The following is a 26,410-nucleotide window of genomic DNA, read 5'->3' on the forward strand; positions in this document are numbered from 1 at the left end:
TTAACCGACGCTGTGTTCAAGACTGATGGCGAGGAGTTTCTGGGCTTCAACGGCAAATTCCAGCGGCAGTTCAGAGAACACGTCCTTACAGAAGCCGTTCACGATCATCGAGATCGCGTCTTCTTCGCCGATCCCGCGCTGCAGGCAGTAGAAGAGCTGATCTTCACCAATCCGCGACGTGGTCGCCTCGTGCTCAAGCTGAGCCGTGTTATTACGGCACTCAACGTACGGGAAGGTATGGGCCCCGCAGTCTGCGCCAATCAGCATCGAGTCACACTGGGTAAAGTTTCGCGCATTGGTGGCCGTCGGCATGATTTTCACCAGCCCGCGATAGCTATTCTGGCTATGCCCGGCAGAGATCCCTTTCGAGATAATGGTGGATTTGGTGTTTTTGCCGATGTGGATCATCTTGGTCCCGGTATCGGCCTGCTGATGGCCGCTGGTGAGCGCCACCGAGTAAAACTCGCCGATGGAGTTATCCCCGCGCAGGATGCAGCTCGGGTATTTCCATGTGATGGCGGAGCCGGTTTCCGACTGGGTCCACGACATCTTGCTGTTTTCGCCTTCGCACAACGCGCGCTTGGTGACGAAGTTCAGGATACCGCCGGTATTGCCGTCCCCCGGGAACCAGTTTTGCACCGTGGAGTATTTCACCTCGGCATCTTTGTGGATGATGACCTCCACCACCGCCGCGTGCAGCTGGTAGCTGTCGCGGACCGGAGCGGAGCACCCTTCGATGTAGCTGACGTAGCTGCCTTCATCCGCGACAAGGATCGTCCGTTCGAACTGGCCGGTTTTTTCCGCGTTGATGCGGAAATAGGTGGAGAGCTCCATCGGGCAGCGCACGCCCTTCGGCACGTAGATAAAGGTGCCGTCAGAGGCCACCGCCGCGTTGAGCGCCGCAAAGAAGTTGTCGTTTGAGGGCACCACGGTCCCGATGTACTTTTTCACCAGTTCAGGATGATCGTGAATCGCCTCGCCGAAGGAACAGAAAATGATCCCCTGCTCTGCCAGCTTCTCGCGGTAGGTGGTCGCCACCGAGACCGAGTCGAAAATAGCGTCTACCGCCACCTCTTTCCCCTCGCGCACCGGCACGCCCAGCTGGTTAAAGGCCTCTTCCACCTCTTTGCTGAGGAAACTGTTGTCTGCGCCGGTTTGCTGCACCGCGCCGGGCTGCGAGGCGCAGGTGTCGTCACAGCTGCCGCAGGACGGCGCCGAGTAGTAGCTATAGTCCTGATAGTTCAGCTTGTCATAATGCGCTTTCAGCCAGTGCGGCTCTTCCATCTCCAGCCACGCGCGGAAGGCGCTCAGGCGAAACTCAAGCATCCACTCGGGCTCGTTACGTTTCGCCGAGATCGCCCGCACGACGTCCTCGTTGATGCCTTTTGCCAGCTCATCGGTCTGCAGCTGGGTGAAGAACCCCTCTTTATAGTTGAGGTGCCCGCCGCTCCAGGTATTTACTTCACTCGTTGCTTCAGTATTACGAGACATAGTTCCGCCTATACCCCAAAGCTTTCGCCGCAGCCGCATTCGTTCTGGGCTTTCGGGTTATGAAATTTGAATAACTGGTTTAAGCCTTCGCGGACGTAGTCCACTTCGGTACCATCTATGAACGGCATGGCCTGCAGCGCGACGTACAGCTTCGCGCCGTCGGTCTCAAACACGAGGTCATCTTTTTCAGGTTCGGTGACGGTATCGAGCACGTAGCCGAAACCCGCGCAGCCGGTCTGTTTGACGCCCAAGCGCACGCCGAGGATCTCGGGCTTTTTCGCCACCAGCTCGTGAATATGTGCCGCCGCCGCTGGCGTGAGCGTTAAACCGCGCCAGGCAAAATCGGCAGGATTAAAGGTTTCTGAATGCAGTTCCATAGGTCCACCTCATCGGATAAGCCATCAGGGCATAACACCATGTTAGTGATAACGATTATCACTTCAACCCCCTGTCAGCAGGGGCTTTCGGCTAAACCGCCCTTTTTGGCTACTTTTATTAAGCATAGACGCTGTGGCAGGATGCAGGCAGGTTGGATTTAATTGTTCAATGCATTGATTAATAATGCATTTTGTTATGTGGTTTAAGGTGAACAGAAGAAAGGTAAAATATGCATCGGAAATGCCTATTTTTGAGATAGATTGTTTTATCCCTATCAAAGCAGGTGATTATCGTAAAATCAAAGACTTACTGCTATCAAACATCAGACAATAACTTTCCATATCGTATGTTTATGCATCAACAAATTCTCTAACCCATCGTTTGCCTTGCCAAAACCAATGTTGTTCTTTGTAGATTCAAGCGTGAATTTTTCGGGCGAATTGGCCGGAGCAGGAAACAAAAAGCCCCGCGGATACCGGGGCTTATGATGCTTACCGTTTATAAGCCGCTTTCAGCAGCCGACTTGGCGCGCGCGATCGCTCCAGCATTAAATATTGGATGTTCATAGTTATCGGTCACATCACGAACCCTGTATATCTTCCATAGGCCAGATTCACGCCGAACGAATACCTGAAGGGCTAACTTACCTCCGTACTCCTTGCCAATCCATACGGGTAAAATTTCGCCGCCCATGAAAGGTTTGCCGTCACCGACAGTGAGTGCCGATACCCACGATGGATCATAGTCCTGCGCATAGGCGAAGTAATCAGATCCAATAAGATCCTGTTCAGGGATCGACTCAATATCACCCAGTCTTTTGAGCGTGTCGGCAGAGACATATTCGCGCAGCTCTGACGGCGAATATGCATTATCGCTACGGGTAAGTGACATCAGATAAGTGGAGTAAAAAGAATGCACTCGCTTCTGAGCACTCTGCTCCGGCTTAACTGAGCAAGCGGATAGCAAGCAGGTGCATAAAACTATTGCGGCTCGCATCAATTCATCCTGTAAATTTTGAAGGCCGGTTGAGCCGCGCGATATCCCGGGCCGGGGTACATGCTGTGCTGTCGGAAATCGGAGATCCATTGCGTCCCATCATACATGGTCATATGCCCGCTGGCGTTCCCTCCCGGATAGGGTTGGATAACAGCGACATCACCGCTCAATAACGTTGAACCCGGCGGAACTTCACGAAATCCCGCTCGCAATAATGATTGCCCATAGTCTTTTGCATTTAGCGTTCTCTCGAGCCGTATACCGCCAGCAGCTATAGCCTCCCTGGTAAAGGTAGCACATTCATTATGGGAGCGACCGAGGGCGCGTGACCGGAGGTGTGAAACAGCAGCGTCTTTATTCCAACTCATTCTTAGTTCCTTTAAGCAAGTAAGTAGGAAATTATGATATTAACCACTGATAGTTTGTGGGATTAAAAATACTTAAATTTGATTTTACTCTCCAGGAAAATATCGACGATATGACAGGAGCACTTGTGCAATACCTCTTCGCAAATATTCTTGTCGTATCGCCGGATATAAAAAAAGGCCCTCAAGGCCTCTTACACTCAGTGATGAAAGGTGACAGCAAATCCCTGCTCACGCCAGTGATCGAGCTGTTCCTGCTGACGGGGCGTGGGGGATTTTCCCGTCCAGACAAAGATTTTTTGCCCCGGGAACAGTTCAGGACGCGGCGAATCAATGGGTTCTGCCAGGACGTCAATGTGCCAGCCTTTCTGTGACAGACGCGCGGCTTCCAGCCACAGGTGGGTGCGATCGTCGCATTCCCAGCCAATCAGGAGAGCGTCTTTACCGGCTTTTTTTCGGGACTCCGCCAGGATGGCGATCGCGAATTCAATCAAAACGCCGTCGAGCAGGCTCGCCATGTGACGCACGGTATTTTGATCCTGGTTCATTCGCTGACGGACGGGTGAGATGATATTGTCAATCAGCGCGTCCGTCGCGTGATCGCGGCGGAACTCGGCTATTTTGGCACGCAGCTTTGCCGGGCTGGCGTAGCGCAGAACGGTCATCATCTCTTCCTGGAAAGAGACCCAGTTGCCCTGCGTCACCACTTCCTTGTTTTCCAGCAAGGCTTTCACTTTTCCGACCGAAACGCCGCTTTTCATCAGGCGTTTGATCTCTTCAATACGCAGGATATCTTCATCGTCAAACTGACGATGACCCCCTTCGCTGCGCTGCGGCTTCAACAATCCATAACGGCGCTGCCAGGCACGCAGCGTAACGGGGTTGATACCGCATCGTTCGGCCACTTCGCCGATACTGTAATAGGCCATTAACTCCCTCACGCTCAGAACTTCCATACCTAACTACACCAACCTTATCAGATTGTACATATCATTTGTATAACTAAGACCGCTTTTTGCTCAGGTGAACGGGCTGCTTGCCCCTTCACCTGTTAATACATTGTTGTATAAAATTTGCCATTCGTACAGTTAACTCTGCCTGGCATGTACAGCTTTATCAGAATTCGAACTTTTTCTCAGGCCACGCAATCGCCGGAATACCGCCATGCCGGGGGCTGGCAAAAAGATGGCCCTGGAATTGGGAAATTCCGGCAGATTCCAGCCACATCCACTCTTCCGCCTTCTCCACGCCCACCGCGCAGAACTGGATCTCAAGCGAGGAGCAGCATTTGATAATCGCCTGAATGATGGCCTGCCGGGGACCGCTTTTATGCACGTTTGCCACCAGATCGCGATTAATCTTAATTCTGTCCGGCTGGAACTGGGCCAGCAGCTGGAGCCCCGCAAAACCGGCGCCAAAGTGATCGATCGTCACGCTGATGCCGGCGCTTTTAAGCTGCCTGACCGAATCGGTGAATTCGTCAAAACGGGAAATGGCTTCACTTTCGGTAAACTCCACCACAATTTGCTCGGGTACAAACCCGTTTGCCTCAATCGCGGTAAGCAGAAAATCCACGGCGTTGGGGATGTTAACCAGCGTCATGGGCAGCAGGTTCAGGGATAGCGTCTGGTTCTGCAGCCCCAGCGCGCTGGCCATGGCGAGCGCCACCTGTTTGCTTTGTAAATCCGAGGCATAGACGTCGGGGCGATGAGCGAAATAGGCTCCCGGCGAGTCGCCGTCAGGCGTGCGGATAAGCGCCTCCCAGGAGACGACCTGCTGCATAAACGGGTCAACTATCGGCTGAAACGCAAAGCTGCAGTCTGCCCCCTTCGCGACCACCTCCGGCTGCGCGGACAAGGCCGTCTCTTCGGGAACGAAATCCCATGAATCCGCCGGCGGCAGCTCAAAGTAGTTGGCTTTTTCCGTGGCCTCAACAAAGGTGCGGAAAAACTGCAGAGGGCGATCGTTATACGTCAGCTGGTAGCGCGTCGTGCCTTTGTTCAGCACCTGCTGCAGTACCTCGTCCCTGTCGAAGTTGCGCAAATCAAAAAGCTCCATACCCACGTTGCCAAAGCGTCGGACAGGCCCGTGATCGCGCATCAGCTCTACCACGTTATGGTGGCGCGGGTCGTTGCAGATCTGCTCATAGATGGCAGACACGTGTTCCACTGGCCCTTCAAGCAATTGAAAAAAATGTGTGCCGTTAAACAGCAGGATCCCCGTGACATTGGATTGCCGATTTTTACTATTTGCAGCAGCGACCATTGATTCCAGCGCTTTCACCGGAACGTCCTCGCAGATATGACTGCGGTAAATGATGGTAGTGAGCATGCTTTTCCTGGGGTTAGGGTTTTGACCACCAAAAAGGTGGATAAGAATCATTTATAGCACATTAATTGGCCGACAAATAATTTACATCTCAATCGTTTACGGCAGTTAATGATACTTTTTTCTGCGATGTACAACTTATCAGCGACCAGCCTTTTTGTACAATATATTCTGTAACGTTACCGCTTCGTGACACGCTTTTAATATTATGAAAAATAAGGATTTTATAAAATATATCATAAAAATATTAAAAATCTGTACATTTTCTATGTACAGATTTAGAAATTATGTATACCTTAATTGTAACGTTAGTAATTACAAAATTTTACAGGAGCGAAACATGCAGCAGAAAGGTTACGTCTCAGATTCGGCAGCAGCGATCGCACAGTACTTCGAAAAGGCGACGCTTCCTACCCAACAGGAGACGCTGGGCCAGGTAGTTGTCGAAATTCTCAGCGACGGGCGAAACCTTAATCGCAAATCGCTCTGTACCAAACTGCTCAGCCGCCTCGAAAAGGCCGATGGGCCGGAAGAGGAAGAGCATTACCACATGCTGCTTGGTCTGCTCTTCGAACGGTGAGGTTATGAATAGCAGTGACGCAGAAAGACTGATCGACCAGCTAATCGGTGAGGCCGTTCTTTCACTCCTGAAAGAGCGGGGGCCAGTGACAACCGAAGGATTGCTGCAGCGTCTGCGGGTAATGAAAGATCATGAAAAGGATCCCCGGCGGCGGGAGACACTTGCGGTGGTGATTGCCGAGATCGGCTCAAACAGCACCGCCTTTACACGTCGCAGAACCGCGCAAGGACGAACGAAAAGAGAGGGACCTCTCAACGATAACAGAGACAATGTAGTGCCGTTATTTGGAAGTGGAAAACCGTCCGACCCCAAAAAAATACATTGACTGCAACTTAACAGCTACGGTGAGAACAAATGAGACAAAATATTCAGCTTCAACCCGAATTCCACTCTGCTTTCCTGGACAGTGCGCTGTCGGAATATTTCCGTCACGCAGGCGATCGTTTTGCTGAAGAGTCCGCTGTTTTTTCTACTGCAGTACGCTGTGTCCTGGCCTCAGAAGGCCATCTGTCCAATAAAGCGATCATCCTCTGGCTGATCCAGACGCTCGAAGCCACCCACGACGTGGTTCAGGCGGATGTAATTCGTAAAACGCTGGAAATCGTGGTGGGTTACACGATGGACGATCTGTAAGCTCATTCTCTCCACTCCCCCCACGTGTCATCGTCAAAACTGACGATCGCTCTGACGATGACACGCGACCTCCCCCATCACGCCCTGTAAAACAAGCAAAATCAAGCTGGCACGCTTCCTGCTTACCTCCGCTTACGGGACTGGATCCACCAGTCAACTTTGCTTCATTTCTTAACAGGTCTGTTATTGATGAAAAAGATCGCCAGCGTCTGCCCATACTGTGGTGCAGGCTGTAAATTAAACCTTGTCGTTGAAAATAACCGTATCATTCGTGCCGAAGCCGCAGAGGGCGTCACAAACCAGGGCACCCTTTGTCTGAAAGGATTTTACGGCTGGGACTTCCTTAACGATACCCGTCTGCTCACCCCACGCCTGACCCAGCCGATGATCCGCTACCACAAGGGCGAGGCATTCACCCCCGTTACCTGGGAAGAGGCTATCCGCTACACCGCCCACAGGCTCGGCAGCATTAAAGCACAGCACGGTCCGCGGTCGATCATGACCACCGGATCCTCCCGTGGAACCGGTAATGAAACGAACTACGTGATGCAAAAATTTGCCCGCGCGGTGCTGAACACCAACAACGTGGACTGCTGCGCGCGCGTCTGCCATGGCCCGTCCGTGGCCGGTTTACAGGAAACGCTCGGCAACGGCGCAATGAGCAACGCCATCAACGATATTGAACACTCAAAATGCCTGCTGGTATTCGGCTATAACTGCGCGGACTCCCACCCTATCGTTGCCCGCCGGGTGCTGAAAGCGCGTGAAAACGGCGCAAAGATTATCGTCTGCGATCCGCGACGCATCGAAACGGCGCGTATCGCCGACCAGCATCTGCAGCTGAAAAACGGCAGCAACATGGCGCTGGTTAACGCCTTTGGCTACGTGCTGCTGGAAGAGGAGCTTTACGACAAGAACTACGTGGCGCGCTTTACGGAAGGACTGGAGGCCTACCGGCAAACGGTTAAGGACTATGCGCCTGAAAAGGTTGAGCATCTTACCGGCATTCCCGCCCGCGACGTTCGCCAGGCGATGCGCACCTTCGCGGCGGCCCCTTCCGCTACCGTGATGTGGGGGATGGGCGTGACCCAGTTTGGTCAAGCTGTGGATGTGGTCAAAGGGCTTTCCAGCCTGGCGCTGCTGACCGGCAACCTCGGCCGCCCTGCCGTCGGCGTCGGGCCGGTGCGAGGCCAAAACAACGTCCAGGGCGCCTGCGATATGGGCGTACTGCCGAACATGTTCCCCGGCTATCAGGAGGTGACCGACCCGGCGGTCAGGCAGAAGTTCGCCGACGCCTGGGGAATCGACGTCAATAAAATGGACGATCGGGTCGGGACGCGCATTACCGAAGTGCCGCACCTGGCGCTGGAAGGCAAGATCAGGGCCTATTACATCATGGGGGAAGATCCGCTTCAGACCGAAGCCGATCTCGGCCTGGTGCGCAGCGGCTTTGAGGCGCTCGACTTTGTCGTGGTTCAGGACATCTTTATGACCAAAACGGCAGAAGTGGCGGACGTTCTGCTGCCTGCCACCTCCTGGGGTGAACACGGCGGCGTCTTTACCTGCGCCGACCGGGGATTCCAGCGTTTTGGCAAAGCCATTGAAGCCAGCGGCAACGTCAAGCGCGACTGGGAAATCATCAGCCTGCTCGCCACCGAGATGGGCTACCCGATGCAGTACGACTCCGATCAGCAGATCTGGGATGAGATGCGCGAGCTGTGCCCGCTCTTCTACGGCGTGACGTATGAAAAAATGGGCGAGATGGGTCACGTGCAGTGGCCGTGCCCGACGCTGGATCATCCCGGCACGCCGTATCTGTACAAAGGCAATCATTTCGACACCCCAACAGGTAAAGGACAGCTCTTCGCCGCACCGTGGCGCGCGCCGGCGGAAACCCCGGATGCGGATTTCCCGCTGGTGCTCTGTACGGTACGTGAAGTGGGACACTACTCCTGCCGCTCGATGACCGGGAACTGCGCCGCGCTGCAGAGCCTGGCCGACGAGCCGGGTCGGGTGCAGCTGCATCCTGCCGATGCGGAAAAACGGGGCATAGAGGAGGGTCAACTGGTCTGGGTGCGTTCGCGTCGCGGCAAAGTGATTACCCGCGCCAGCATCAGCGAGCGCATCAACGCCGGGGCCGTCTATATGACCTATCAGTGGTGGATTGGCGCCTGCAACGAGCTGACTCAGGATAATCTCGATCCCATCTCCAAAACGCCGGAAACAAAGTATTGCGCGGTGCAGCTGGAGGCGATAGAGGACCAGCGCTGGGCGGAGGATTTTGCCGCTTCCTCTTATCAAACGATGAAAACGCGGTTGATTAATGCCGTAAATGTCTGAGTAAAATGCCGGGCGGCGGTGTCGCCTGCCCGGCACGGACGACGGCTTCGCGATAAATCAGGGTTCACTGTAGAAGAAAAGCTGCAGCCGGAGGCCCGTATCGTTACGCTCCCGGTCGCTCTGCGTGAACCATGCTCCTGAAGATACCGTCACGCCATCGGAGATCGGCGTCAGCCAGGACGCCTCGATCCCTTGCAGCGTCTCGTTACGGGGATAAGCCTGGTTAAACGACTGAGACGTACGGTTCAGTCGAGCCCTTATGCCACGCAGGCTAAACCGCCGATCGTTCTCAAAAACCCACTCCACGCGCGCCGCGAACTGCGTGCCGTCACCGCCCAGCGCATCGGCCAGCGGCCAGCCCTGCTGATAAAAACCGCCGTGATAGCAGTAGTGATAATAGATCGTCCCGGTCTCTTTCATTTGCGAACGGGTATCCGCCGCTTCAAGCGCCCAGTTCATCTGGCTATTTCCCGCGACATTGTGGCCTTCTATGCCGCCCAGCCAGGTATTATGGGAGGGCAAAAATCCCGCTTCATCATCACCCACAACCTGGCCATACAGGCTCACCGGCATAGCGAGCAGGCTGGCTAAATGCACGCGAAAATCGATGCCGCCAAGCTGGTCTCCCGGATCGTTTTTCTGGTTTCCGGTATTATCCTGCCCGAATAACGCGTCCCGGAAGGACGCGTAGTTTTCCGGGCGCCCCTTACCTCCCCACATTATCTCGCGGGAAAGCGCCAGTTCCAGCGCGTTACCTGGCGCAAAGGCCACTCTGGCTCCTGAAAGCTTCGGATGCTCCGGATGCGAATATTGTCGGATCTGTCCCGTAAAAATTTGATATTGCCATGCTCCCAACCCTGCAAGCCACGGGCTCTCAAACGGCTGGGGCTCATCACGCTGCATCATCACCCCCACCACCGGGCGTGCTGAATCAGAGCGGATCAGGCTGGCATCATTTCCAGGGCCCCACCACTGCGGGATCTCGCCGAAGCTTAACCACTGGTTAGCCAGACGCCACGCCGCATAGCTGCCGTTTGGGTTAACGCTGGACGCGTCGGCAATCCACTGCCTTCTCTCAACATTTCCCTTCAGGGTAATATCCCAGTCACTCTCATTCATGCCGATAGCCGCGCTAAACGACTGTCCCGCGGTATGCTCTGCGTCCATACCCGCCGGAAGCCGGTCGCGACCCGTCGCGGCAAAAGCCGAAACCTGTACCGACGATTTGAGCTGCCGTAACCGTTTTTGAATCCGGTGAGTAACCCGCTGATTAACGGGATCCTCGCTGTCACCGAGCGTTAACAGCGCATTTTGTATTGCGGCCTCACTCAGGGGCCACGTTGAGAGGTCAAGGCGGATTAACTTGCGGTCGGACAACCATGCCAGATCGTCACGCAGGGCGCGGTCATTAACCACCAGCCCCGCAGAAAATGCCGGACAGCAAAAAAGACAAAGGGCTAGCGCCACCGTGTTATCAGCGAGACGAGTCAACATATCAATCCTGGATATTATCGGTTCAGATACTGGTGAAAGATATTTTCCCAGCTATTCTTCTCTGCCATTCTGTTAAGCAGCTTTATTAATTCATAATCACTGCGTAAATGAAATTTATGCATCAGCATATATTTATGCGTAAAAACCGTTTTATCACTGATGCATAACTCATTCGCTATGTCGGTCACCGTCAACCCTTTATAGAAGCCAATCATAATGCGAACCTGCTGGGGTGATAATGTTTTCTGCTGGCATTCAAAACATGAAAAGGAAGGATGCCGGTATTTATTTAACAGGGCTATCCTCCAGGCGTTAAGGAGCACCAGACGTACCTGCGACAGGGACGCTCTTCTTGAAATGAAAATAATATCCTGAAAGCAGGATGGCAGCGCTTTTACCCCGGCATCCTCTTCGACAATCCCGATGATGATGCCCTGTCGGCGCGCCTGCAGCTCGGGAAAACAGGTAAAGTATTCACCCTGGCACAGCGCAAGCACAATGACATCAGCCGTGCTGATGCTGTCCGCTGTAAAATCAAATGTAAATGTTACGTCCTGCTGCGCGACATGTGAGAAAAAATCCCTAAATAAATACTGCAGGCCAGACTGGAACAATATGTCAGTCTCGCTTATTAAAATATTGACCATTTTTATGCCACGGCATCGTTAAAAATAAAGAGTTAAGGTAGACGTTTTAGTTGATTACAGGTCGGCGATCGCATGGCACTCAATTTTCGCAAGCGCATTATCGCTCTGGTCCCAGTCGGTCGTTTTAATCACCGGCTCTTTAAAGGCCCAGATAATTGACGACAGCAGGACCAGAACGATACATCCCTTCAACATAAGGCGGATAAAAGACATGTTATCTCCATTAGTCAAAAGCGTATCAGTTATACTGCAGGGTAAGAACGACAGCCGCGCTAATCGTCCCCGGCGTTGCACCACCCGCAACCGATTTAACCCTCGCCTGCATGGGTAACGTCGCCGTTCGGTCTGCAGCAATATTTTGCGTGAGGCTTGATCCCGTCCCCAGGGGCACATCGCTGCCCATCGCCATCATCGCAATGGCTACGTTTTCCGCCGTGCCGCTGTTCTTGTAGTAGCCAGCGCCGGCAACCGGATCGGGCGTTCCGCTAAAGGTTGCGGTTACGCTGCGGGTGCCCACCGGGCAAAGAGTGAACAACAAATCAAAGGCAACCGGATCGGAAAGCGATCCCGGCGTAACCATATTGGTTGCCTGAATATTGCCGAGATTAACGTCCAGACGGGAATTCCCTCCATTAAATACGCAGGGAGAGGCAACAATATTGCCGGTGACGCTGACGTTAACGCTGTCCGCGGCAATAACATGGCCGCTTATTACCGCCGCGAGGAACGCTGCCGTGCGCATGATATTCATCGTCATCCCCTTTACTGGTAGGTCAAATTTAAGGTTGCTGACGCATTTGCGGTGCCGGGCTCTACCGTCGTTTGCGTCTGGTAATACCGCGCCGTTAAGGGGAACGCTTCCTGGACGCCAGCCGCGAGTTTTAACGGCAGACGCGCGTTGAGTGAAAGAGGCGTACCGTTGTAGAGCAGCTGAACGCCAACGCCTTTCGCCGTGCCGGTGCTGCCTTGCCCCGTCAGCGCCAGCACGCTCGTCGTCGCCACGTCAGGATGCTGAATACCGCTGAGCGATACGTTGACGTTAGCTCCCGCATCGCAGTTAAGCCCAAGATTCTGCGTATTTTGGGCCCCCGCAGGCGTGGTGCCTACCGTTGAGCCAAAAACCGCGGCGGAGATATCCCCTATCGGAAACGTCAGCTGCGGCGTTGTAATAGTGCAGGCCAGTACGTTAATGGTTCCGCCCAGCAGGGTGGTCGTCAGGCCATCACGGTAAACGCCGTCACTGCCCTGCAGCATCACCACGCCCAGCACGCCCGGCGTCAGCGCTCCTGACGCGACCGGTCCGGTCACGATAAGTTCTATTTTACCGCCCCACCATTCGACATAACTGGCCTGCGCGTTATAGGAAAAGGCATTGGTCGGGTTTTCAAAATAATTCCCCGAAGAAAAACGCACGCCAATGCCGCTTACGTTGGTGTCATAGACGTGATTACCATACGCGCTCGGCGTCGCATTAAGGTATCGCATGCTAAATCCCAGCATTAATGGATTGGTGCAGCCGGTTAAATATGACGATGTCACCGTCGCATTGCGCGAAAAAATCACCGTGCCCACCGCGACATCGCGCTGTACCGTCAGGGTGCCGATGGACAGCGTGGATTCCTGTGGCGTAATTGTCGTACAGGTTCCTGCCCGGGCACTGTTCCAGCCTGCTGCGATCGACAGCAGGAATAGCATGTAAATTAAGCGCATTTTAAAAACCCTAAAGGCAAGTGACGTTAATTTCGGTAATTCCCCCCGCCGACGGCGCTGGGGAAAGTGCGTAAGGCGCATGGCACTGCCGATCGCTTTCCGCTCCCCAGGCGACGAGGACGGTGCCCTGACTCGCCAGGCCGGTGAGATAGGCCTGGCCTTTATCGCCAACAATAACGCTGCTGCCGTCGGCGCCTTTCAGGCTTGCCATTGCGCCAAAGGGAACAGCATGGCCGTTATGCATTAAGTTAAATAACACCCGCCGCCCCACCTTCGCCGTATAGTCCGCCAAAACGAGCGCGCCACGCGTTGGGGTCACCGTCCGGGTGTTAATATCCAGCTCAACGTCATCCGGCAGGCTTTCCGGGGCAAGCGTGATGTCGTTTTTACGGTAAACGGAGAGATGACTGACCACCGTATACCCGCGGTAATCGGTTTTGACGCCCGGCTGATTGCGAATATCTTCGCCGCGCGCGCCCGGGGCGCGAATCAGAACATTGGTCTCACCCAGGGGCTGGGAGAACGTCATTCCGTCCTGATGGGCCAGGATCCCGCCCTGCAGGCCGTAGTTAAGACGCTCGCTGTGTTTGTCATAGCTGTAGCCCGCAGTGACTTCACCGTAGGTGCCCTTATAATCACCGTTCATATTGCCCGTGTAGCCAACGCCGTCCGAGCCGTATCCCTGCTGCACGTTCCAGTTCAGGGCGTGGTTTTCCAGCGCCACGCCGTTCAGACCGATATTGTGCGTGGTGCCGCTATTCTTGCCGGTGCTCACGCCATAGTTAGCCCATGTTTGCGGCAAAAATGTCTCAAGCGGAATACTGACGTTAAAGGCCAGGAGCTGGTCGTGGTCGTAGCGTTTGTTGCCATCACTTGCGCCCGCACTGCCGTTTTTGCTGTAGGTCCAGGTGATGCCGTAACTGATGTTGTGCCAGTCGTTGTTGTAACCCAGGCTGTATGACGCCATCGTTTTACCGGAATTCCAGTAGTCTTCGCGGGCCGCGCTCAGCGTCAGCGAGCCCAGGCCGGTACCCAGCGTCTGGCTCATCGTCAGCTCGGCCCGGTTGCGGCGGCGGTCCTGAAGCGCGGCGCTGTCACCCCAGGAATCGAGGATCTCCTGCATGCCGTAGTAACCGCGGGTCGAGTAGCGGTAGCCCGCAATCGAAAAATGGGTGCCGGTAGCCACAACGCTTTTGCTGTAGCGCGCGCGCCAGGACTGACCGTTGGATTTCTCACCGCCCTGCGGAGTGGACCAGGCCTGGGTCATGTCCGCAGAAATGGCGCCGACATCCCCCATGTTTTTCCCGACCCCTGTGGCGATCGACTGATATTTGCTCGACTCCTGCAGCCCGCCATAGAGCGTGAGCCCATAGGGCAAACCATAAATGCCCGTGATTTGCCCGAAAGGCGTCTTATCCACGCTGCCGTTATAGGAACGGTATTGCCCGCCGGTTAGCGCATACCTGAACCGTCCCTCGCGCTGTAAAACCGGTAATGAGGCGTACGGAAGGGTGAAATGCTGCTCGCTGCCGTCGGCCTCTTTTACGGTGACGTCCAGATCCCCGGCCCCGCCCGTGGGGTACATATCGGCAATCTCAAAAGCGCCCGGTGCCACGTAGGTTTGATAAATCTGATAGCCGTTCTGGCGCACCACCACCTGGGCATTGGTACGCGCGATTCCCCGTACCACGGGCGCATAGCCTTTCAGCGAATCCGGGAGCATGTCGTCATCCGAAGCCAGCTGTCCGCCGCGAAACGGCATACTGTCGAACACGTCGGCTGGCGCGGCGCTATCCCCAAGAGTGAGCTGCGCCCTCAGCGGAATGATGGCCCGCTGTGCGTAGGTGTAGACGGTATCCCATTTGTCCTGACCGGACTCATCCCGCGACCAGGTGGTGTAATTTCGCAGTCGCCAGGGGCCAACGTTGAGGCCCGGGCGCAGGTTGGCATACTGACCGTGGCTGTTTTCGCTGCCGTTTTGTTTTGCCCAGCTGTTTGCGCCACTCAGGCTGTAATTCAACATGGCGGCGGTCATCCCTTCATCCCACAGCGCGGGCGAGACATACCCGCGTGCCGGCAGGTCAATGGCGGCCTGGGGAATGCTGATAATCAGCCGCTGGGCGGCAAACTGAAAATCGGTGCTGGCGTGAGGGATCGCACGCAGGTTGACGCAGGATCCCCCCTTGCTGGCTAAGTCGGGAAAAAGCGCGGTTTTGACGCCCCATCCGTTGAGCTGTTCAATACTCAGACAGGGCCGGAGGCTATCGCCCTCTTCCCCACCTTTCTCCAGGGTAAAATCAATATCGCGGGTCTCAATGAGCTGGTCGTCAAGGATGATGTCAACGTGGTATTTCCCTGGTGCCTGCGAACCTGATTCAAAAGCAGATAAATCAGCTTTACCCGCGCCCGGGTTGTCCAGTTCAACCAGTTCGGCGTTGAAAGAATCGCGGGCATAAACCGTCTGCACTGCATTCACCAGCGCAAAGGCGATAGAGATTGCCAGACGCGCAGGCTGCATTTTTCTCGTTTTCATTGCCATCATCATTAACCTGATCTGATATGAGGGTCGCCGCTTTTGATAAATTAAAAGTTGGCCTGATGTAATATTCCCGGGCTGCCGTAATCATTAATGACTTTGAATGAAATATTTTTACCCTCGGCACCTGCGGGTAAAGTAAATGCCGCCATTGTGCCAGGCGCCACCCACGAAACCTGATCCAGCTTTTTATTACCGACGCTTATTTCATTAAAGTTGATGACATAGGGCGTGGGGTTGGTGACCATCAGTTGATTTCCGCTACGCGACCACTTTAACTTATTTGCCTGGTCTTCCGGTGTTGACGCCTTCAGACCTGCCGGACGATAAATCAGCTTGATGCGGGTTTTCACGGCAATTTGCAGCGAGTTTGCCTGTTTAGAGGCAGACGGTATCGCCTTAATATTCAGCCAGAAAAGGCTTTCTTTATCCTGAGGCAGCGAACCCGAAAGTAAAATACGCTCAATATTTTGCTGACTGCCCTCCAGTCGATATAAAGGCGGCGTAATAATAAAAGGCGTTTTATTAGCATTGCCCTCTGGCATCTCAACCCAGGACTGGATCAAGTAAGGCACGCTGTCGGCATTATTAATGCTGATTGACGCCTCTTTTTTTCCCCCGTCAAAAATGACGCGGGTTCCGCCAATAATGACCCCGGCAAAAGCGTTCGAACACGCTGCCGTCAGGGCGGCAGTAATGAGCAGGGCCTTGCTAATAAAATTCATGTTACACCTCTTGAAACACGGGGGCAGCTGCTGCCCCCACGCAGAACGTCGTGGAACCGACTTGAATTCTGCTTAATGACTAGTTATAAACAACGGAGAAATTAGCCACGGAGTTTGCAGGACCGGCAGTCACCGATGCCGCCGTTGAAATATACTGCGCATAGAAATTGAGCGTATTATCGGCGCTGCTGCTTAACGCATAGCTATAGCTGTTACTGCCGTGCAGCGGCAGGTCCGCCTTATCGGCGGTCATCAAATTGATAGCAACGCCCGTTGCCGCGCCGGCGACGGAGGTATCAATCGCCAGCAGATCGGCGTTAGTCAGGTCAGGCGTGCCGTCAAAACGGACTTTGGCACTGGTGACCGTGACCGGGCAGTTCTTCAGGACGATATCGAATTTCGTTGCCGCCGTTCTGGAGCCTGTTGCCGGAAACTCTGTTTTATTGTAATCGCCTAATACCACCACCTGGTTTTGAGAGGCAACCGCAACATCGCAGGCGGAATCCAGAATGTTACCGTTAAAATTAACGGTTCCTGCAGCAGCAAGTGCATTGCCCATCATTAGGGCAGAACCTGTCGCTACCATCGCTAAAATAATATTCTTTTTCATCATCTTCATTTTCCTGTTAACGGGATAACTTTATTTATTATTGAAACTCACGCAGCAGAAAGTTGATAAATGAATCACCGGGAATTCATTTATTTTTAATTAAATTCATAAGGTCTTTCTGACTGACTGGTTAAAATTTATATAATCATTTTGGTGAATACAACTCTTTAATGGTCTAGCTGTAGACTCTGATTTAACGTAAATTCAACATTTCTTGCAGCCTCGCCGGGTCATATATTTCTGGTCTATTAGTAGACCCATACGCCTTTGTGTTTTCATTCAACACCTTAGTTATCACGAACTCGTTGGTCTACTTTTAGACCTCGCAGAAACATTCCCTGAGCCCTTCTCTTTTAAGATAATTCTCCACCAGGTAAAAAAATGATCGCCCGTAGTCGCTGTGAGGTATCGTATGAATACGCGTTTAACCACGTCATTGAATAACCACGGCTCGACCGTTCTTGGTTTAAAACCGCTTATCCATATAGATACGCTGATTAACTCAGTGCTACCTGCGGCGAAAAGGACGATCGTCTGTCGGGGAGAAACCGTACATTATTATAAAGATGACGTGCGGCAGTGTTTTTTACTTCTGCAGGGCAGCGTGGCGCTTCATCGTCGCGGCGACGGTATTGTTTTAAACTCTGAATCAGCGCCTTTTATTCTTGGCGTCAGCAGTCAATTTTCTTCGGAACATCTTTACGTCAGGGCTCTGGAGACGGCAGAAATCGCCCGCGTGTCGCTGGAGACGTTTAACCAGATCGTTTCCCAGCAGGATTTATGGGAGCACTTTTCAAAGCTGCTTATTTATACGGCCTCACGGGTGTATGAGCACTGTGCGCAAATATCGCAAATGTCTGCCTACGACATCATTCGCTTCCAGCTTGTTGAGCTCATGCAGGCGCCCGATGCCATACGGAAAAATACGACGGCGGCCGCCTGGATCAAAAGCCGGACCTATCTTTCGCGCAGTGGAATTATGCGTATTCTGGCAGAACTGAGGACCGGGAAGTACATCACCATGGAGCGCGGGGTGCTTCTGGAGATTCACCATCTGCCGCGAAAATATTGATAGCCAGCGTGCCTGTCCCCAGGAGAAGCGCTATAATTAGCCAGGTTATTTTTAAGGTTGTCGGCGACCATGTCCCTTCCAGAAAAGTCTCAACGGGGTTCTCCCTACGCGCAAGAACTTATTTCATACCTGCTGCCCGAGTGCACAACGCAACGCGCCGCCCGCGGCGAGCGGTTTGACCTGCAAATTAACGGTCAGGGTATGTGCTATTTAATTCTTGAGGGGACGATCGCTATCTACAGAAGAAGCGATGACATGATGCTGTCTACGGCCCGCAGCCCCGCCGTGTTCGGCCTCGCTAACCTGACCGACATCTATTTCAACGATTATATTAAGACCGTCAGCCCGTGCCTGATAGGGACGCTCACCGCCGAGCGGGTGAATGACATTATCCAGGAGAAGGCGCTGTGGGGCCTGCTTTCTCAACAGCTCATGTTTGTGTATAGCCGTCTTTATAACAACGTGATGCCGCAGGGCGCGCCCACGGCGTATGAGATGATTCGCCAGCAGCTATTCAAGCTGATGGAAGAGGATGAGGGTTATCGACTCAGCGTGACGGCGGAAAGGTATATCAGGGAGAAAACCCAGCTTTCCCGCAGCGGCGTGATGCGCATTCTGGCGGATTTAAAAACCGGCGGGTTTATCGAAATGGAAGAAGGCAGGCTCATTAAAATCAACAAGCTTCCCGCCCGATACTGAATGTCAGGCACAAAAAAGGCCGCACTCGCGGCCCTTTTATTCTCATATACTCAATGGACGTGAACGCCCAACCGCCAGGCAAAGTAGATCTCTTCTTTCAGCTCGTTTGAAGAGAGCGCCAGCAAATCTGTGAATTCCAGCTCAAGCTGTTTTAGCTTTTTCAGATACTGCGCCGGAGACAGGTTGCTCTTATCGCGACGTAAATATTCAATTGCCAGCTGTGTTGGGGTTATTTCAGTATCCATGATGTCCTCGCTTATGTACAAAACCTGACCAGTATATCACAACCTGCTGGCTAGTTTTTGACCAAAGGCAAAACATCTGAAAACTTTACACAACCGCCGTGGTCAGACGCGACGAGCAGCACAGGCGATCCTGCTCGTCGAAAATATCGATCTGCCACACCTGGTGGCGGCTTCCGGCGTGCAGCGCGCGGCAAACGCCGCGCACGCGCCCGCTGCGCACCGAGCGAATGTGGTTAGCATTCACCTCAAGCCCGACTACCTTCTGCTCCCCTTCGGTACAGAGATATCCCGCCACCGAGCCCAGCGTTTCGGCCAGCACGACGGACGCGCCGCCGTGCAATAAGCCAAACGGCTGGTGGGTGCGACTGTCGACCGGCATCGTGGCCTCAATTTCAGCGTCGCCTATGCGGATGAACTGGATATCCAGCAGCCCCACCATATTCCCCTCGCCCATGGCGTTCAGCGCCTGCAGCGTCACGGCACGTTTCCAGATCATCCAATTATCTCCAGTAAAGCCTGCAGCGGGTGGCGTACGCCGTTACCTTCAACCCGTTTTACCTGGCTGCGGCAGGAGTAGCCCGTCGCCAGACAGCGGTTTCGCGGCAAACGCTGCATCGCCTGATGCCAGGACAGCTCGTAAATGCCGAGCGAGCTGGCGTGGTTTTTCACTTCGTGCCCGTAGGTACCGGCCATCCCGCAGCAGCCCACGCTGACGCTCTCCAGCTTCGCCCCGAAGCGGGCAAAGACGGACGCCCACTGCGCGGGTGCGCCCGGCAGCGCGGTGACTTCCGTGCAGTGTCCAAACAGATACCACGGTTCGCCGCTGACGTCCTGAACAGCCTTATCTTCCAGCGCCGTCGGCAGCCACTCGTGCACCAGCATGACGTTGAAATCGCCGCGCCTGTCGCCCAGCGTCTGCTTGTATTCATCGCGGTAGCACAGCACCAGCGCCGGATCGACGCCGACCATCGGTATCCCGAGCTGCGCCACGCGATTCAGGAAGTCAGCGGTTTTCTGCGCGGTCTTCGCAAAACGCGTCAGGAAGCCCTTGATGTGCTGCGCCTTGCCGTTGGGCGAGAACGGCAGCACCACCGGCTGATACCCCAGCTTTTCGCTCAGGCGGATGAAGTCAGCCACCACCTGCGCATCGTAGTAGCTGGTAAACGGATCCTGCACCACCAGCACCACCTTCGCTTTTTGCTCAGGGGTAAGCGCCTCAAGCTGCTCCAGGGTCATGTTCGCCGAGCGGTGCCCGACCAGCTGGCGCTGCAGCGACGGCACCGACAGCAGCGGCAGATCGACCATGCCGATGTGTTTTTCGGAGAGCTTGCGCACCAGCGGCTGGTTGATAAAGAAGTTGAAGGTCTTCGGCGCGCGCGCCATCAGCGGGGCGTAGCTTTCCACCGTCGCCACCAGATGATCGCGGACCGGGCGGAGGTAACGGGTGTGATACAGCTGCAGGAAGCGCGAGCGGAACTCCGGCACGTCGATTTTAATCGGGCACTGGGTGGAGCAGGCTTTACAGGCCAGACAGCCGGACATCGCCTCTTTTACCTCATGGGAGAAATCATACTCGCCCTTGTTGGCGTGCCAGCTGTTGCGGGTGCGCTCAATCAGCGAGCGCAGGCTGGCCCGTTTTTCCGGCAGCTGCTGTTCCAGCCTGAGCGGATCCACCCCGCGGTCGGCCAGCAGACGCAGCCACTCGCGCACCAGCGTCGCCCGCCCTTTCGGCGAGTGGATCCGGTTGCTGGTGATTTTCATTGACGGGCACATCGGGCTTTTCACGTCGAAGTTAAAGCACAGGCCGTTGCCATTACACTCCATCGCGCCGCGCCAGGAGGAGCGGACCGCGATCGGGATCTGTCTGTCGTAGGTGCCGCGCTTGACGGCATCCACCTGCAGCATTGGCGCGTCCACGCCTTCAGGCGGGCAGATTTTCCCCGGGTTGAGGCGGTTATGCGGGTCGAAAGCCGCTTTCACCTTGCGCAACTCCGCGTAGAGCCGTTCGCCGAAGAAGGCCGGGCTGTATTCCGCCCGGAACCCTTTCCCGTGCTCGCCCCACAGCAGGCCGCCGTATTTGGCGGTTAAGGCCACCACGTCGTCGGAGATCTGCTTCATCAGGATCTCCTGCTGCGGGTCGCACATGTCCAGCGCCGGACGCACGTGCAATACCCCGGCATCGACGTGGCCGAACATGCCGTAGCTCAGGCCGTGGCTGTCCAGCAGGGCGCGAAACTCAACGATATAGTCCGCCAGATGCTCAGGCGGCACGCAGGTATCCTCGGCAAAGGGAATCGGCTTCGCTGCGCCTTTCGCATTCCCGAGCAGGCCGACGGCTTTTTTACGCATCGCGTAGATACGCTCAATCCCGGCAAGATCGTTACAGAGCTGCCAGCCGATGACGCCGCCTTCGTCCTGCGCAATCAGCTCATCCAGACGCTGGCAAAGTGCGGTGACCTGGTGCTCAATCAGCGCCGCATCATCACCGGCAAACTCCACGATATTGAGGCCGAGCATCTCTTTATCCGGCACGTCGGTGATGAGATCGCTGACGGAATGCCAGACAATATCTTCCCGGGCCAGATTGAGCACTTTGGAGTCGACGGTCTCTACCGACAGCGCTTTCGCCTCGACCATAAACGGCGCATTGCGCAGCGCGGAGTCGAACGAGTCATACTTGACGTTCACCAGACGGCGCACCTTCGGCAACCGGGTAATATCCAGCCGCGCTTCGGTAATAAACGCCAGCGTCCCTTCGGAGCCGGTCAGCACGCGGGTTAAATCAAACTGGGTCAGATCGTCGTTAAAGACGTGACGCAGGTCGTACCCGGTCAGGAAGCGGTTCAGCCTGGGGAATTTATCGAGGATCAGCTGGCGGTTGTCGCGACAGCGTTCCAGCACGGTACGATAGATGCGCCCAATGGCCGTGTTATCTTTGCCCAGCGTTTCCGCCAGTTCGACCGGCATCGGCTGGGTATCGAGGATATCGCCCCCCAGCAGAACCGCACGCACGCCCAGCACGTGATCGGAGGTTTTACCGTAGACCAGCGAGCCCTGGCCGGAGGCATCTGTGTTGATCATCCCGCCCAGGGTCGCGCGGTTACTGGTGGAAAGCTCCGGGGCAAAAAAGTAGCCGTAAGGCTTCAGGTACTGGTTAAGCCGATCTTTGATCACGCCCGCCTCGACCCGCACCCACCCCTCTTCGGGGTTAATCTCAATGATGCGGTTCATGTAGCGCGACATATCAACAATGATGCCCTGGTTCAGAGCCTGCCCGTTGGTCCCGGTGCCGCCGCCGCGCGGCGTAAAGACCAGCGGGGCAAAGCGCTCCTGCGTGGCCAGCCGGGCGATAAGCGCGACGTCAGCCGTTGAACGAGGGAAAACCACGGCATCGGGAAGAAGCTGGTAGATACTGTTATCGGTCGCCATCGTCAGCCGGTCGGCATAGTTCGTGGCGGTATCACCCGTAAAACCCTGTTGCTCCAGTGCCTGCAAAAAATTAAGCACCAGCTGAACGACGCCAGGTGCCTGAGAAATCTGTGGGATCATGACCGTCGACCCTAATTAGAGTAATGTGAAATCGTTTGCGTTGTGTCCGGAAAGTTTTATCACATTTTTTTCTTATGTGCTTCGTAGAATTACAGGCAAAATCCGCCTGTCAAAAACCGCTGAGATCGTTAATGATGACAGAGACGCGGTTTACGTTTCCGCCAGTTGTACTGGCGTTCTTTTAAGGAAAGTTTCATTTATGGTCAATGTTCGCCAGCCCAGGGATGTTGCGCAAATTTTGCTGTCGGTGCTGTTCCTGGCCCTCATGATTGTTGCCTGCTTGTGGATCGTACAACCCTTTATCCTCGGCTTTGCCTGGGCCGCAACCGTTGTGGTTGCCACGTGGCCTTTGCTGCTGCGTTTGCAGAAGCTGCTGTTTGGCCGTCGCGGGCTCGCCGTGCTGGTCATGACGCTCCTGCTGTTCCTGCTGTTTATTATTCCGATTGCGCTACTGGTTAACAGCCTGGTGGATTCCAGCGGTCCGGTTATTCGCGCCATTAGCAGCGGTGACCTGACCCTGCCGGATCTCGCCTGGCTGAACGGCATCCCGGTGGTGGGCGCTAAGCTCTACAGCGGCTGGCACGGCCTGCTGGAGATGGGCGGCAGCGCGCTGATGGCAAAAGTCCGCCCGTATATCGGCACCACCACCACCTGGTTTGTCGGCCAGGCGGCGCACATCGGCCGCTTTATGATGCACTGTACCCTGATGCTGCTCTTTAGCGCCCTGCTCTACTGGCGCGGCGAGCAGGTGGCGTTAGGCGTTCGTCACTTTGCCACCCGCCTGGCGGGCAAGCGCGGTGACGCGGCGGTCCTGCTGGCAGCGCAGGCCGTGCGCGCCGTTGCGCTGGGCGTGGTAGTGACCGCGCTGGTGCAGGCGGTGCTGGGCGGTATCGGTCTGGCGATTTCCGGCGTACCGTACGCCACCGTCTTCACCGTAGTCATGCTGATGACCTGTCTTGCGCAGCTGGGGCCGCTGCTGGTGCTGGTTCCCTGCATTATCTGGCTTTACTGGACGGGGGATACCACCTGGGGAACGGTGCTATTGGTCTGGAGCTGCGTGGTCGGCACCATGGATAACGTCATTCGCCCGATCCTTATCCGCATGGGTGCAGACCTGCCGCTGATCCTGATCCTCTCCGGGGTGATTGGCGGTCTGATTGCCTTCGGCATGATTGGCCTGTTTATCGGCCCCGTGCTGCTCGCCGTCACCTGGCGTTTGTTCTCAGCCTGGGTGCATGAAATTCCGCCGCCGGGGACGGATCCGGACGTGATTTTGAGCGAACTGGAAGAGCTGGAAGAGAAGAACACGCATTGAGTTTTTTGCCGGGTGGCGCTAACGCTTACCCGGCCTACATACTCCTTCACAATACTTTAACGCTGCTAAAGTATTTATTCGTTGCACACTGGTCAGACCCGCTGTTTCAGCATTTACCGCGCCATAAATCTCAAGAAATCTTTACGTCTCTTAAACTATTGAGACGAATCCGATCGACGCTAAAAGATGACATGCCTACTATTAGGGCACGGTTATAGATCAACACCTTGATTTATAAGCATGGAAATCCCCTGAGTGAAACAACGAATTGCTGTGTGTAGTCTTTGCCCATCTCCCACGATGGGCTTTTTTTTGTCCTGACTACGCGCGCTTCACCTCACAGGTACTCAGCATCCGCCACTTCGCGGGCAACACCCGCGTTTCCCCCGTTGCATTCACCGTCACCGCCTGGCGGATATCCGCCGACGATGCGCCAACCTGCAGCTCAAACTCCCCCGGCTCAACGATGCGTTTCCCGTCCCGACGGGTGAAGTTGAACATCTCAACCGGCAGCGTAAAGGTGAGCGTGGCGGTTTCGCCCGGCGAGAGCGTAACGCGCTGGAAGGCCTTCAGCTCCCGGAGCGGCCGCACCTGGGTGGCGACCTTATCCCTGACGTAAACCTGCACCACCTCGCTGCCGCTGCGCTCACCGGTGTTGGTGATATCTACGCTCAGCGTCACCTCGCCGTCGACCGGCACGCGGCTTTCGGCGACGCGGGCAGCACCCCAGCTAAACGTCGTCCAGCCAAGGCCGAAGCCAAACGGGTAACGCGATCCGAAGTGGAACGCAAACGGCGTGCCGCCGCTTTTGAGCTTGTGATTGTAGTAATACGGCATTGCCCCGGCGCTTTTCGGCACGCTCACCACCAGGCGCCCCTGCGGCTCCGCCCGTCCCGTTAAGACGTCAGCAATCGCCCAGCCGCCTTCCTGCCCCGGCGCCCACGCCATCAGCAGCGCCGCGACCTTATCCTCCAGCCCCTGCAGGTTGTACGGACGCCCGCCGGTCATCACGACAATCACCGGTTTACCCGTCGCCACCAGCGCCTCCAGCAGCTGTTGCTGCACGCCCGGCAGGTTCAGGGAGTCGGTGTCGGAACCTTCCCCCACGGTACCGCTCTGGAACAGCCCGGCGAGATCCCCCACGCAGGCCACCACCACGTCACTCTCCTGCGCCGCGTTTACCGCCTCGGGGATCAGGGCGGTACTTTGCGAGACCGGCGACTGCTGCATCGGTTTGCCGCCGCTGTCGCCAGGGAAGACCGGCGCGCCCGCCATGCGTTTCTCGATGATGTGACACCCTTTAGCGTAACGGATCTGCGACGCGCCGAGGTAGTGTTCCAGCGCCGCGCGCGGAGTCGTCACCTGCGAGGTCTCTTCAACCATATCGCTGATGATCAAATGCACCGGGAAGCTGTAGCCGCTGAGTAACGCCAGCGGATCGTCTGCCGTCGGCCCCACCACCGCCACGCGGGGTTTGCCGCCAAGCGGTAAAATGCCGTTGTTTTCCAGCAGCGTGAGCGATTTCGTCGCCACGTCTCGCGCTACCCGGCGGGTCCTCTCATTTTGCAGATCGATACCGTTTTCATCGGTATACGGCTTCTCAAACAGCCCGAGGCGGAATTTTTCGGTCAGCACGCGCGTCACAATCTCATCCACTTTTTCCATAGCGATCAGCCCACGCTCAACCGCGTCCGCCAGATGGCGCGCGCAGTCGTCTTTCGGCAGCTCGACGTCCAGCCCGGCGTTAAACGCCAGCGCGGCGGATTCGGCCGCATCGTGGGAAATCCCGTGGTGCTGGTGCAGCAGGCTGACGCCGCCGTAGTCGGCCACAATGATGCCGTCGAAGCCCCACCGTTCGCGCAGGACGGTGGTCAGCAGGAAGCTGTCGCTGTGCCCCGGCTGATTGTCGATGTCGTGGTAAGCAGGCATCACCGAACCGGCGTTAGCCAGCCTGATCGCCATTTCAAACGGCAGCAGGAAGGTGTCGTTCAGCTCGCTAAACCCCAGGTGGACCGGGGCATGGTTGCGCGCCCCTTCGCTGAACGAGTGGCCCACGTAGTGCTTGAGCGTCGCCAGCAGGTCGCGCTTGTCGCCCTGCAACCCTTTCACGTAGGCGGTTGCCATTACCCCCACCAGCCAGGGATCTTCCCCGAAGGTCTCTTCGGTTCGCCCCCAGCGCACGTCGCGGGAGACGTCCAGCACCGGCGCCAGCCCCTGCTGGCAGCCCACGGATCGCGCCTCTTTGCCTATCTGCTCTGCCGCGCGCTGTACCAGCTCCGGATCCCAGGTCGATCCGTAGTTCAGCGACGACGGGAACAGCGTGGCGTCTTTGCACAGCAGCCCCACCAGACACTCTTCATGGAACAGCGCCGGGATGCCGAGGCGCGTCTCTTCCAGCATCATGCGCTGCAGGCGATTGGCAGCGCGCACGCCGGTTTTCGCGTCAACGATGTGGGTACCCAGCGGGCGCGTAATTTGCCCGACGCCCAGCTTCAGCCTTTCGCTCAGCGACGCCTGTTCGCTCACGCCAGCGAATTCGTCGCTGAGATCGCTGCGCTCGCGGTGGTTGCCGTTTTCATCGAGGATCAGCCAGTACGCATGCATCTGGGCGAACTTCTCTTCCGGGGTCATGCGCGCCAGTAAATCGGCAACGCGCTCGTGCACGGGACGTCCCGCGTCCTTATAGATAGCCGTCAT

General features: G+C 55.7%; 25 protein-coding genes and 1 other RNA gene. 8 read left to right on the forward strand and 18 right to left on the reverse strand.

The genetic code is table 11. From position 1 onward, the window contains the following. From sufB to ACJBF3_RS06780, 6 genes are all read right to left on the reverse strand, one after another. Positions 1 to 1,491 (reverse strand): Fe-S cluster assembly protein SufB, encoded by a 1,491-nt coding sequence (gene sufB / locus ACJBF3_RS06755; RefSeq protein ID WP_045327091.1) that lies wholly within the window; start codon positions 1,489 to 1,491, stop codon positions 1 to 3. A gap of 8 nt (positions 1,492 to 1,499) precedes the next feature. After that, positions 1,500 to 1,868: a Fe-S cluster assembly scaffold SufA gene (gene sufA, locus ACJBF3_RS06760; RefSeq protein WP_008500631.1), complete on the reverse strand. Its 369-nt coding sequence runs from the start codon at positions 1,866 to 1,868 to the stop codon at positions 1,500 to 1,502. Positions 1,869 to 2,367: 499 nt separating this feature from the next. Next, positions 2,368 to 2,865 (reverse strand): YbjP/YqhG family protein, encoded by a 498-nt coding sequence (locus ACJBF3_RS06765; protein WP_045327090.1) that lies wholly within the window; start codon positions 2,863 to 2,865, stop codon positions 2,368 to 2,370. Beyond that, on the reverse strand, positions 2,865 to 3,233 hold the full coding sequence (locus ACJBF3_RS06770) for an NlpC/P60 family protein (protein ID WP_045327089.1): 369 nt from the start codon (positions 3,231 to 3,233) through the stop codon (positions 2,865 to 2,867). The genes ACJBF3_RS06765 and ACJBF3_RS06770 overlap by 1 nt, the downstream gene beginning before the upstream one ends. Before the next feature lie 197 nt (positions 3,234 to 3,430). Further along, a complete protein-coding gene (locus ACJBF3_RS06775; protein ID WP_045327088.1) occupies positions 3,431 to 4,159 on the reverse strand; it encodes a MerR family transcriptional regulator in 729 nt (242 codons plus the stop codon). Positions 4,160 to 4,346: 187 nt separating this feature from the next. After that, positions 4,347 to 5,561 (reverse strand): diguanylate phosphodiesterase, encoded by a 1,215-nt coding sequence (locus ACJBF3_RS06780; protein WP_045327087.1) that lies wholly within the window; start codon positions 5,559 to 5,561, stop codon positions 4,347 to 4,349. 337 nt (positions 5,562 to 5,898) lie between these two features. Between ACJBF3_RS06780 and ycgZ the strand changes: the two genes are divergently transcribed. From ycgZ to fdhF, 4 genes are all read left to right on the forward strand, one after another. Next, positions 5,899 to 6,138 (forward strand): regulatory protein YcgZ, encoded by a 240-nt coding sequence (gene ycgZ, locus ACJBF3_RS06785; protein ID WP_045327086.1) that lies wholly within the window; start codon positions 5,899 to 5,901, stop codon positions 6,136 to 6,138. 4 nt (positions 6,139 to 6,142) lie between these two features. Next, on the forward strand, positions 6,143 to 6,463 hold the full coding sequence (locus tag ACJBF3_RS06790) for a hypothetical protein (RefSeq protein ID WP_045327085.1): 321 nt from the start codon (positions 6,143 to 6,145) through the stop codon (positions 6,461 to 6,463). A 29-nt stretch (positions 6,464 to 6,492) separates the two neighbouring features. Next, complete coding sequence (locus tag ACJBF3_RS06795) at positions 6,493 to 6,771, forward strand: biofilm/acid-resistance regulator YmgB/AriR (protein WP_045327084.1); 279 nt, start codon at positions 6,493 to 6,495, stop codon at positions 6,769 to 6,771. A 189-nt stretch (positions 6,772 to 6,960) separates the two neighbouring features. Further along, positions 6,961 to 9,111: a formate dehydrogenase subunit alpha gene (gene fdhF, locus ACJBF3_RS06800; RefSeq protein ID WP_045327083.1), complete on the forward strand. Its 2,151-nt coding sequence runs from the start codon at positions 6,961 to 6,963 to the stop codon at positions 9,109 to 9,111. Between the two features lie 57 nt (positions 9,112 to 9,168). On the opposite strand, the gene ACJBF3_RS06805 is transcribed toward fdhF, so the two are convergent. From ACJBF3_RS06805 to ACJBF3_RS06840, 8 genes are all read right to left on the reverse strand, one after another. Continuing rightward, positions 9,169 to 10,605 carry a capsule assembly Wzi family protein gene (locus ACJBF3_RS06805; protein WP_048994331.1) on the reverse strand — a complete coding sequence of 479 codons (1,437 nt, stop codon included), beginning with the start codon at positions 10,603 to 10,605 and terminating at the stop codon, positions 9,169 to 9,171. 14 nt (positions 10,606 to 10,619) lie between these two features. Then, complete coding sequence (locus ACJBF3_RS06810) at positions 10,620 to 11,252, reverse strand: LuxR C-terminal-related transcriptional regulator (RefSeq protein WP_045327082.1); 633 nt, start codon at positions 11,250 to 11,252, stop codon at positions 10,620 to 10,622. Positions 11,253 to 11,306: 54 nt separating this feature from the next. Beyond that, positions 11,307 to 11,465, reverse strand: a complete 159-nt coding sequence (locus tag ACJBF3_RS06815; RefSeq protein ID WP_153247015.1) for a hypothetical protein — start codon at positions 11,463 to 11,465, stop codon at positions 11,307 to 11,309. A gap of 25 nt (positions 11,466 to 11,490) precedes the next feature. After that, positions 11,491 to 12,003: a fimbrial protein gene (locus tag ACJBF3_RS06820; RefSeq protein WP_075210018.1), complete on the reverse strand. Its 513-nt coding sequence runs from the start codon at positions 12,001 to 12,003 to the stop codon at positions 11,491 to 11,493. 11 nt (positions 12,004 to 12,014) lie between these two features. Beyond that, positions 12,015 to 12,962 (reverse strand): fimbrial protein, encoded by a 948-nt coding sequence (locus tag ACJBF3_RS06825; RefSeq protein WP_045327080.1) that lies wholly within the window; start codon positions 12,960 to 12,962, stop codon positions 12,015 to 12,017. Between the two features lie 10 nt (positions 12,963 to 12,972). After that, positions 12,973 to 15,501, reverse strand: coding sequence for a fimbria/pilus outer membrane usher protein (locus ACJBF3_RS06830; RefSeq protein ID WP_406544855.1), 2,529 nt, complete (start codon positions 15,499 to 15,501; stop codon positions 12,973 to 12,975). Positions 15,502 to 15,545: 44 nt separating this feature from the next. Then, a complete protein-coding gene (locus ACJBF3_RS06835; protein WP_045327078.1) occupies positions 15,546 to 16,223 on the reverse strand; it encodes a molecular chaperone in 678 nt (225 codons plus the stop codon). A 79-nt stretch (positions 16,224 to 16,302) separates the two neighbouring features. Next, complete coding sequence (locus ACJBF3_RS06840) at positions 16,303 to 16,833, reverse strand: fimbrial protein (protein WP_045327131.1); 531 nt, start codon at positions 16,831 to 16,833, stop codon at positions 16,303 to 16,305. A 412-nt stretch (positions 16,834 to 17,245) separates the two neighbouring features. Here ACJBF3_RS06840 and ACJBF3_RS06845 point away from each other — a divergent pair, with 412 nt between their 5' ends. Both ACJBF3_RS06845 and ACJBF3_RS06850 read left to right on the forward strand, forming a co-directional pair. Beyond that, positions 17,246 to 17,905 carry a helix-turn-helix domain-containing protein gene (locus tag ACJBF3_RS06845; RefSeq protein WP_045327077.1) on the forward strand — a complete coding sequence of 220 codons (660 nt, stop codon included), beginning with the start codon at positions 17,246 to 17,248 and terminating at the stop codon, positions 17,903 to 17,905. Positions 17,906 to 17,974: 69 nt separating this feature from the next. Beyond that, entirely contained in the window at positions 17,975 to 18,604 is a 630-nt protein-coding gene (locus ACJBF3_RS06850) for a helix-turn-helix domain-containing protein (RefSeq protein WP_045327076.1), read from the forward strand. A 50-nt stretch (positions 18,605 to 18,654) separates the two neighbouring features. Here ACJBF3_RS06850 and ACJBF3_RS06855 read toward each other — a convergent pair whose 3' ends face one another. The 3 genes from ACJBF3_RS06855 to ACJBF3_RS06865 form a co-directional block, all read right to left on the reverse strand. Beyond that, positions 18,655 to 18,849: a YdiH family protein gene (locus ACJBF3_RS06855; RefSeq protein ID WP_003857766.1), complete on the reverse strand. Its 195-nt coding sequence runs from the start codon at positions 18,847 to 18,849 to the stop codon at positions 18,655 to 18,657. Positions 18,850 to 18,934: 85 nt separating this feature from the next. Beyond that, positions 18,935 to 19,345: a 1,4-dihydroxy-2-naphthoyl-CoA hydrolase gene (gene menI, locus ACJBF3_RS06860; protein ID WP_045327075.1), complete on the reverse strand. Its 411-nt coding sequence runs from the start codon at positions 19,343 to 19,345 to the stop codon at positions 18,935 to 18,937. After that, positions 19,342 to 22,398: an FAD-binding and (Fe-S)-binding domain-containing protein gene (locus ACJBF3_RS06865; RefSeq protein ID WP_045327074.1), complete on the reverse strand. Its 3,057-nt coding sequence runs from the start codon at positions 22,396 to 22,398 to the stop codon at positions 19,342 to 19,344. The genes menI and ACJBF3_RS06865 overlap by 4 nt, the downstream gene beginning before the upstream one ends. Positions 22,399 to 22,597: 199 nt before the next feature. On the opposite strand from ACJBF3_RS06865, the gene ydiK reads away from it, so the two are divergent. Both ydiK and rprA read left to right on the forward strand, forming a co-directional pair. Continuing rightward, entirely contained in the window at positions 22,598 to 23,713 is a 1,116-nt protein-coding gene (gene ydiK, locus ACJBF3_RS06870) for an AI-2E family transporter YdiK (protein WP_045327073.1), read from the forward strand. A gap of 208 nt (positions 23,714 to 23,921) precedes the next feature. After that, positions 23,922 to 24,029, forward strand: an RNA gene (gene rprA / locus ACJBF3_RS06875) — antisense sRNA RprA. Positions 24,030 to 24,034: 5 nt separating this feature from the next. Here rprA and ACJBF3_RS06880 read toward each other — a convergent pair. Continuing rightward, the gene (locus ACJBF3_RS06880) at positions 24,035 to 26,410 is read right to left on the reverse strand and encodes a glycoside hydrolase family 3 N-terminal domain-containing protein (RefSeq protein WP_045327072.1); all 2,376 of its coding nucleotides are present in this window, start codon (positions 26,408 to 26,410) and stop codon (positions 24,035 to 24,037) included.

The organism is Enterobacter sp. PP-008-ECC_S150, from assembly GCF_045257065.1.
GTDB lineage: Bacteria > Pseudomonadota > Gammaproteobacteria > Enterobacterales > Enterobacteriaceae > Enterobacter > Enterobacter chengduensis.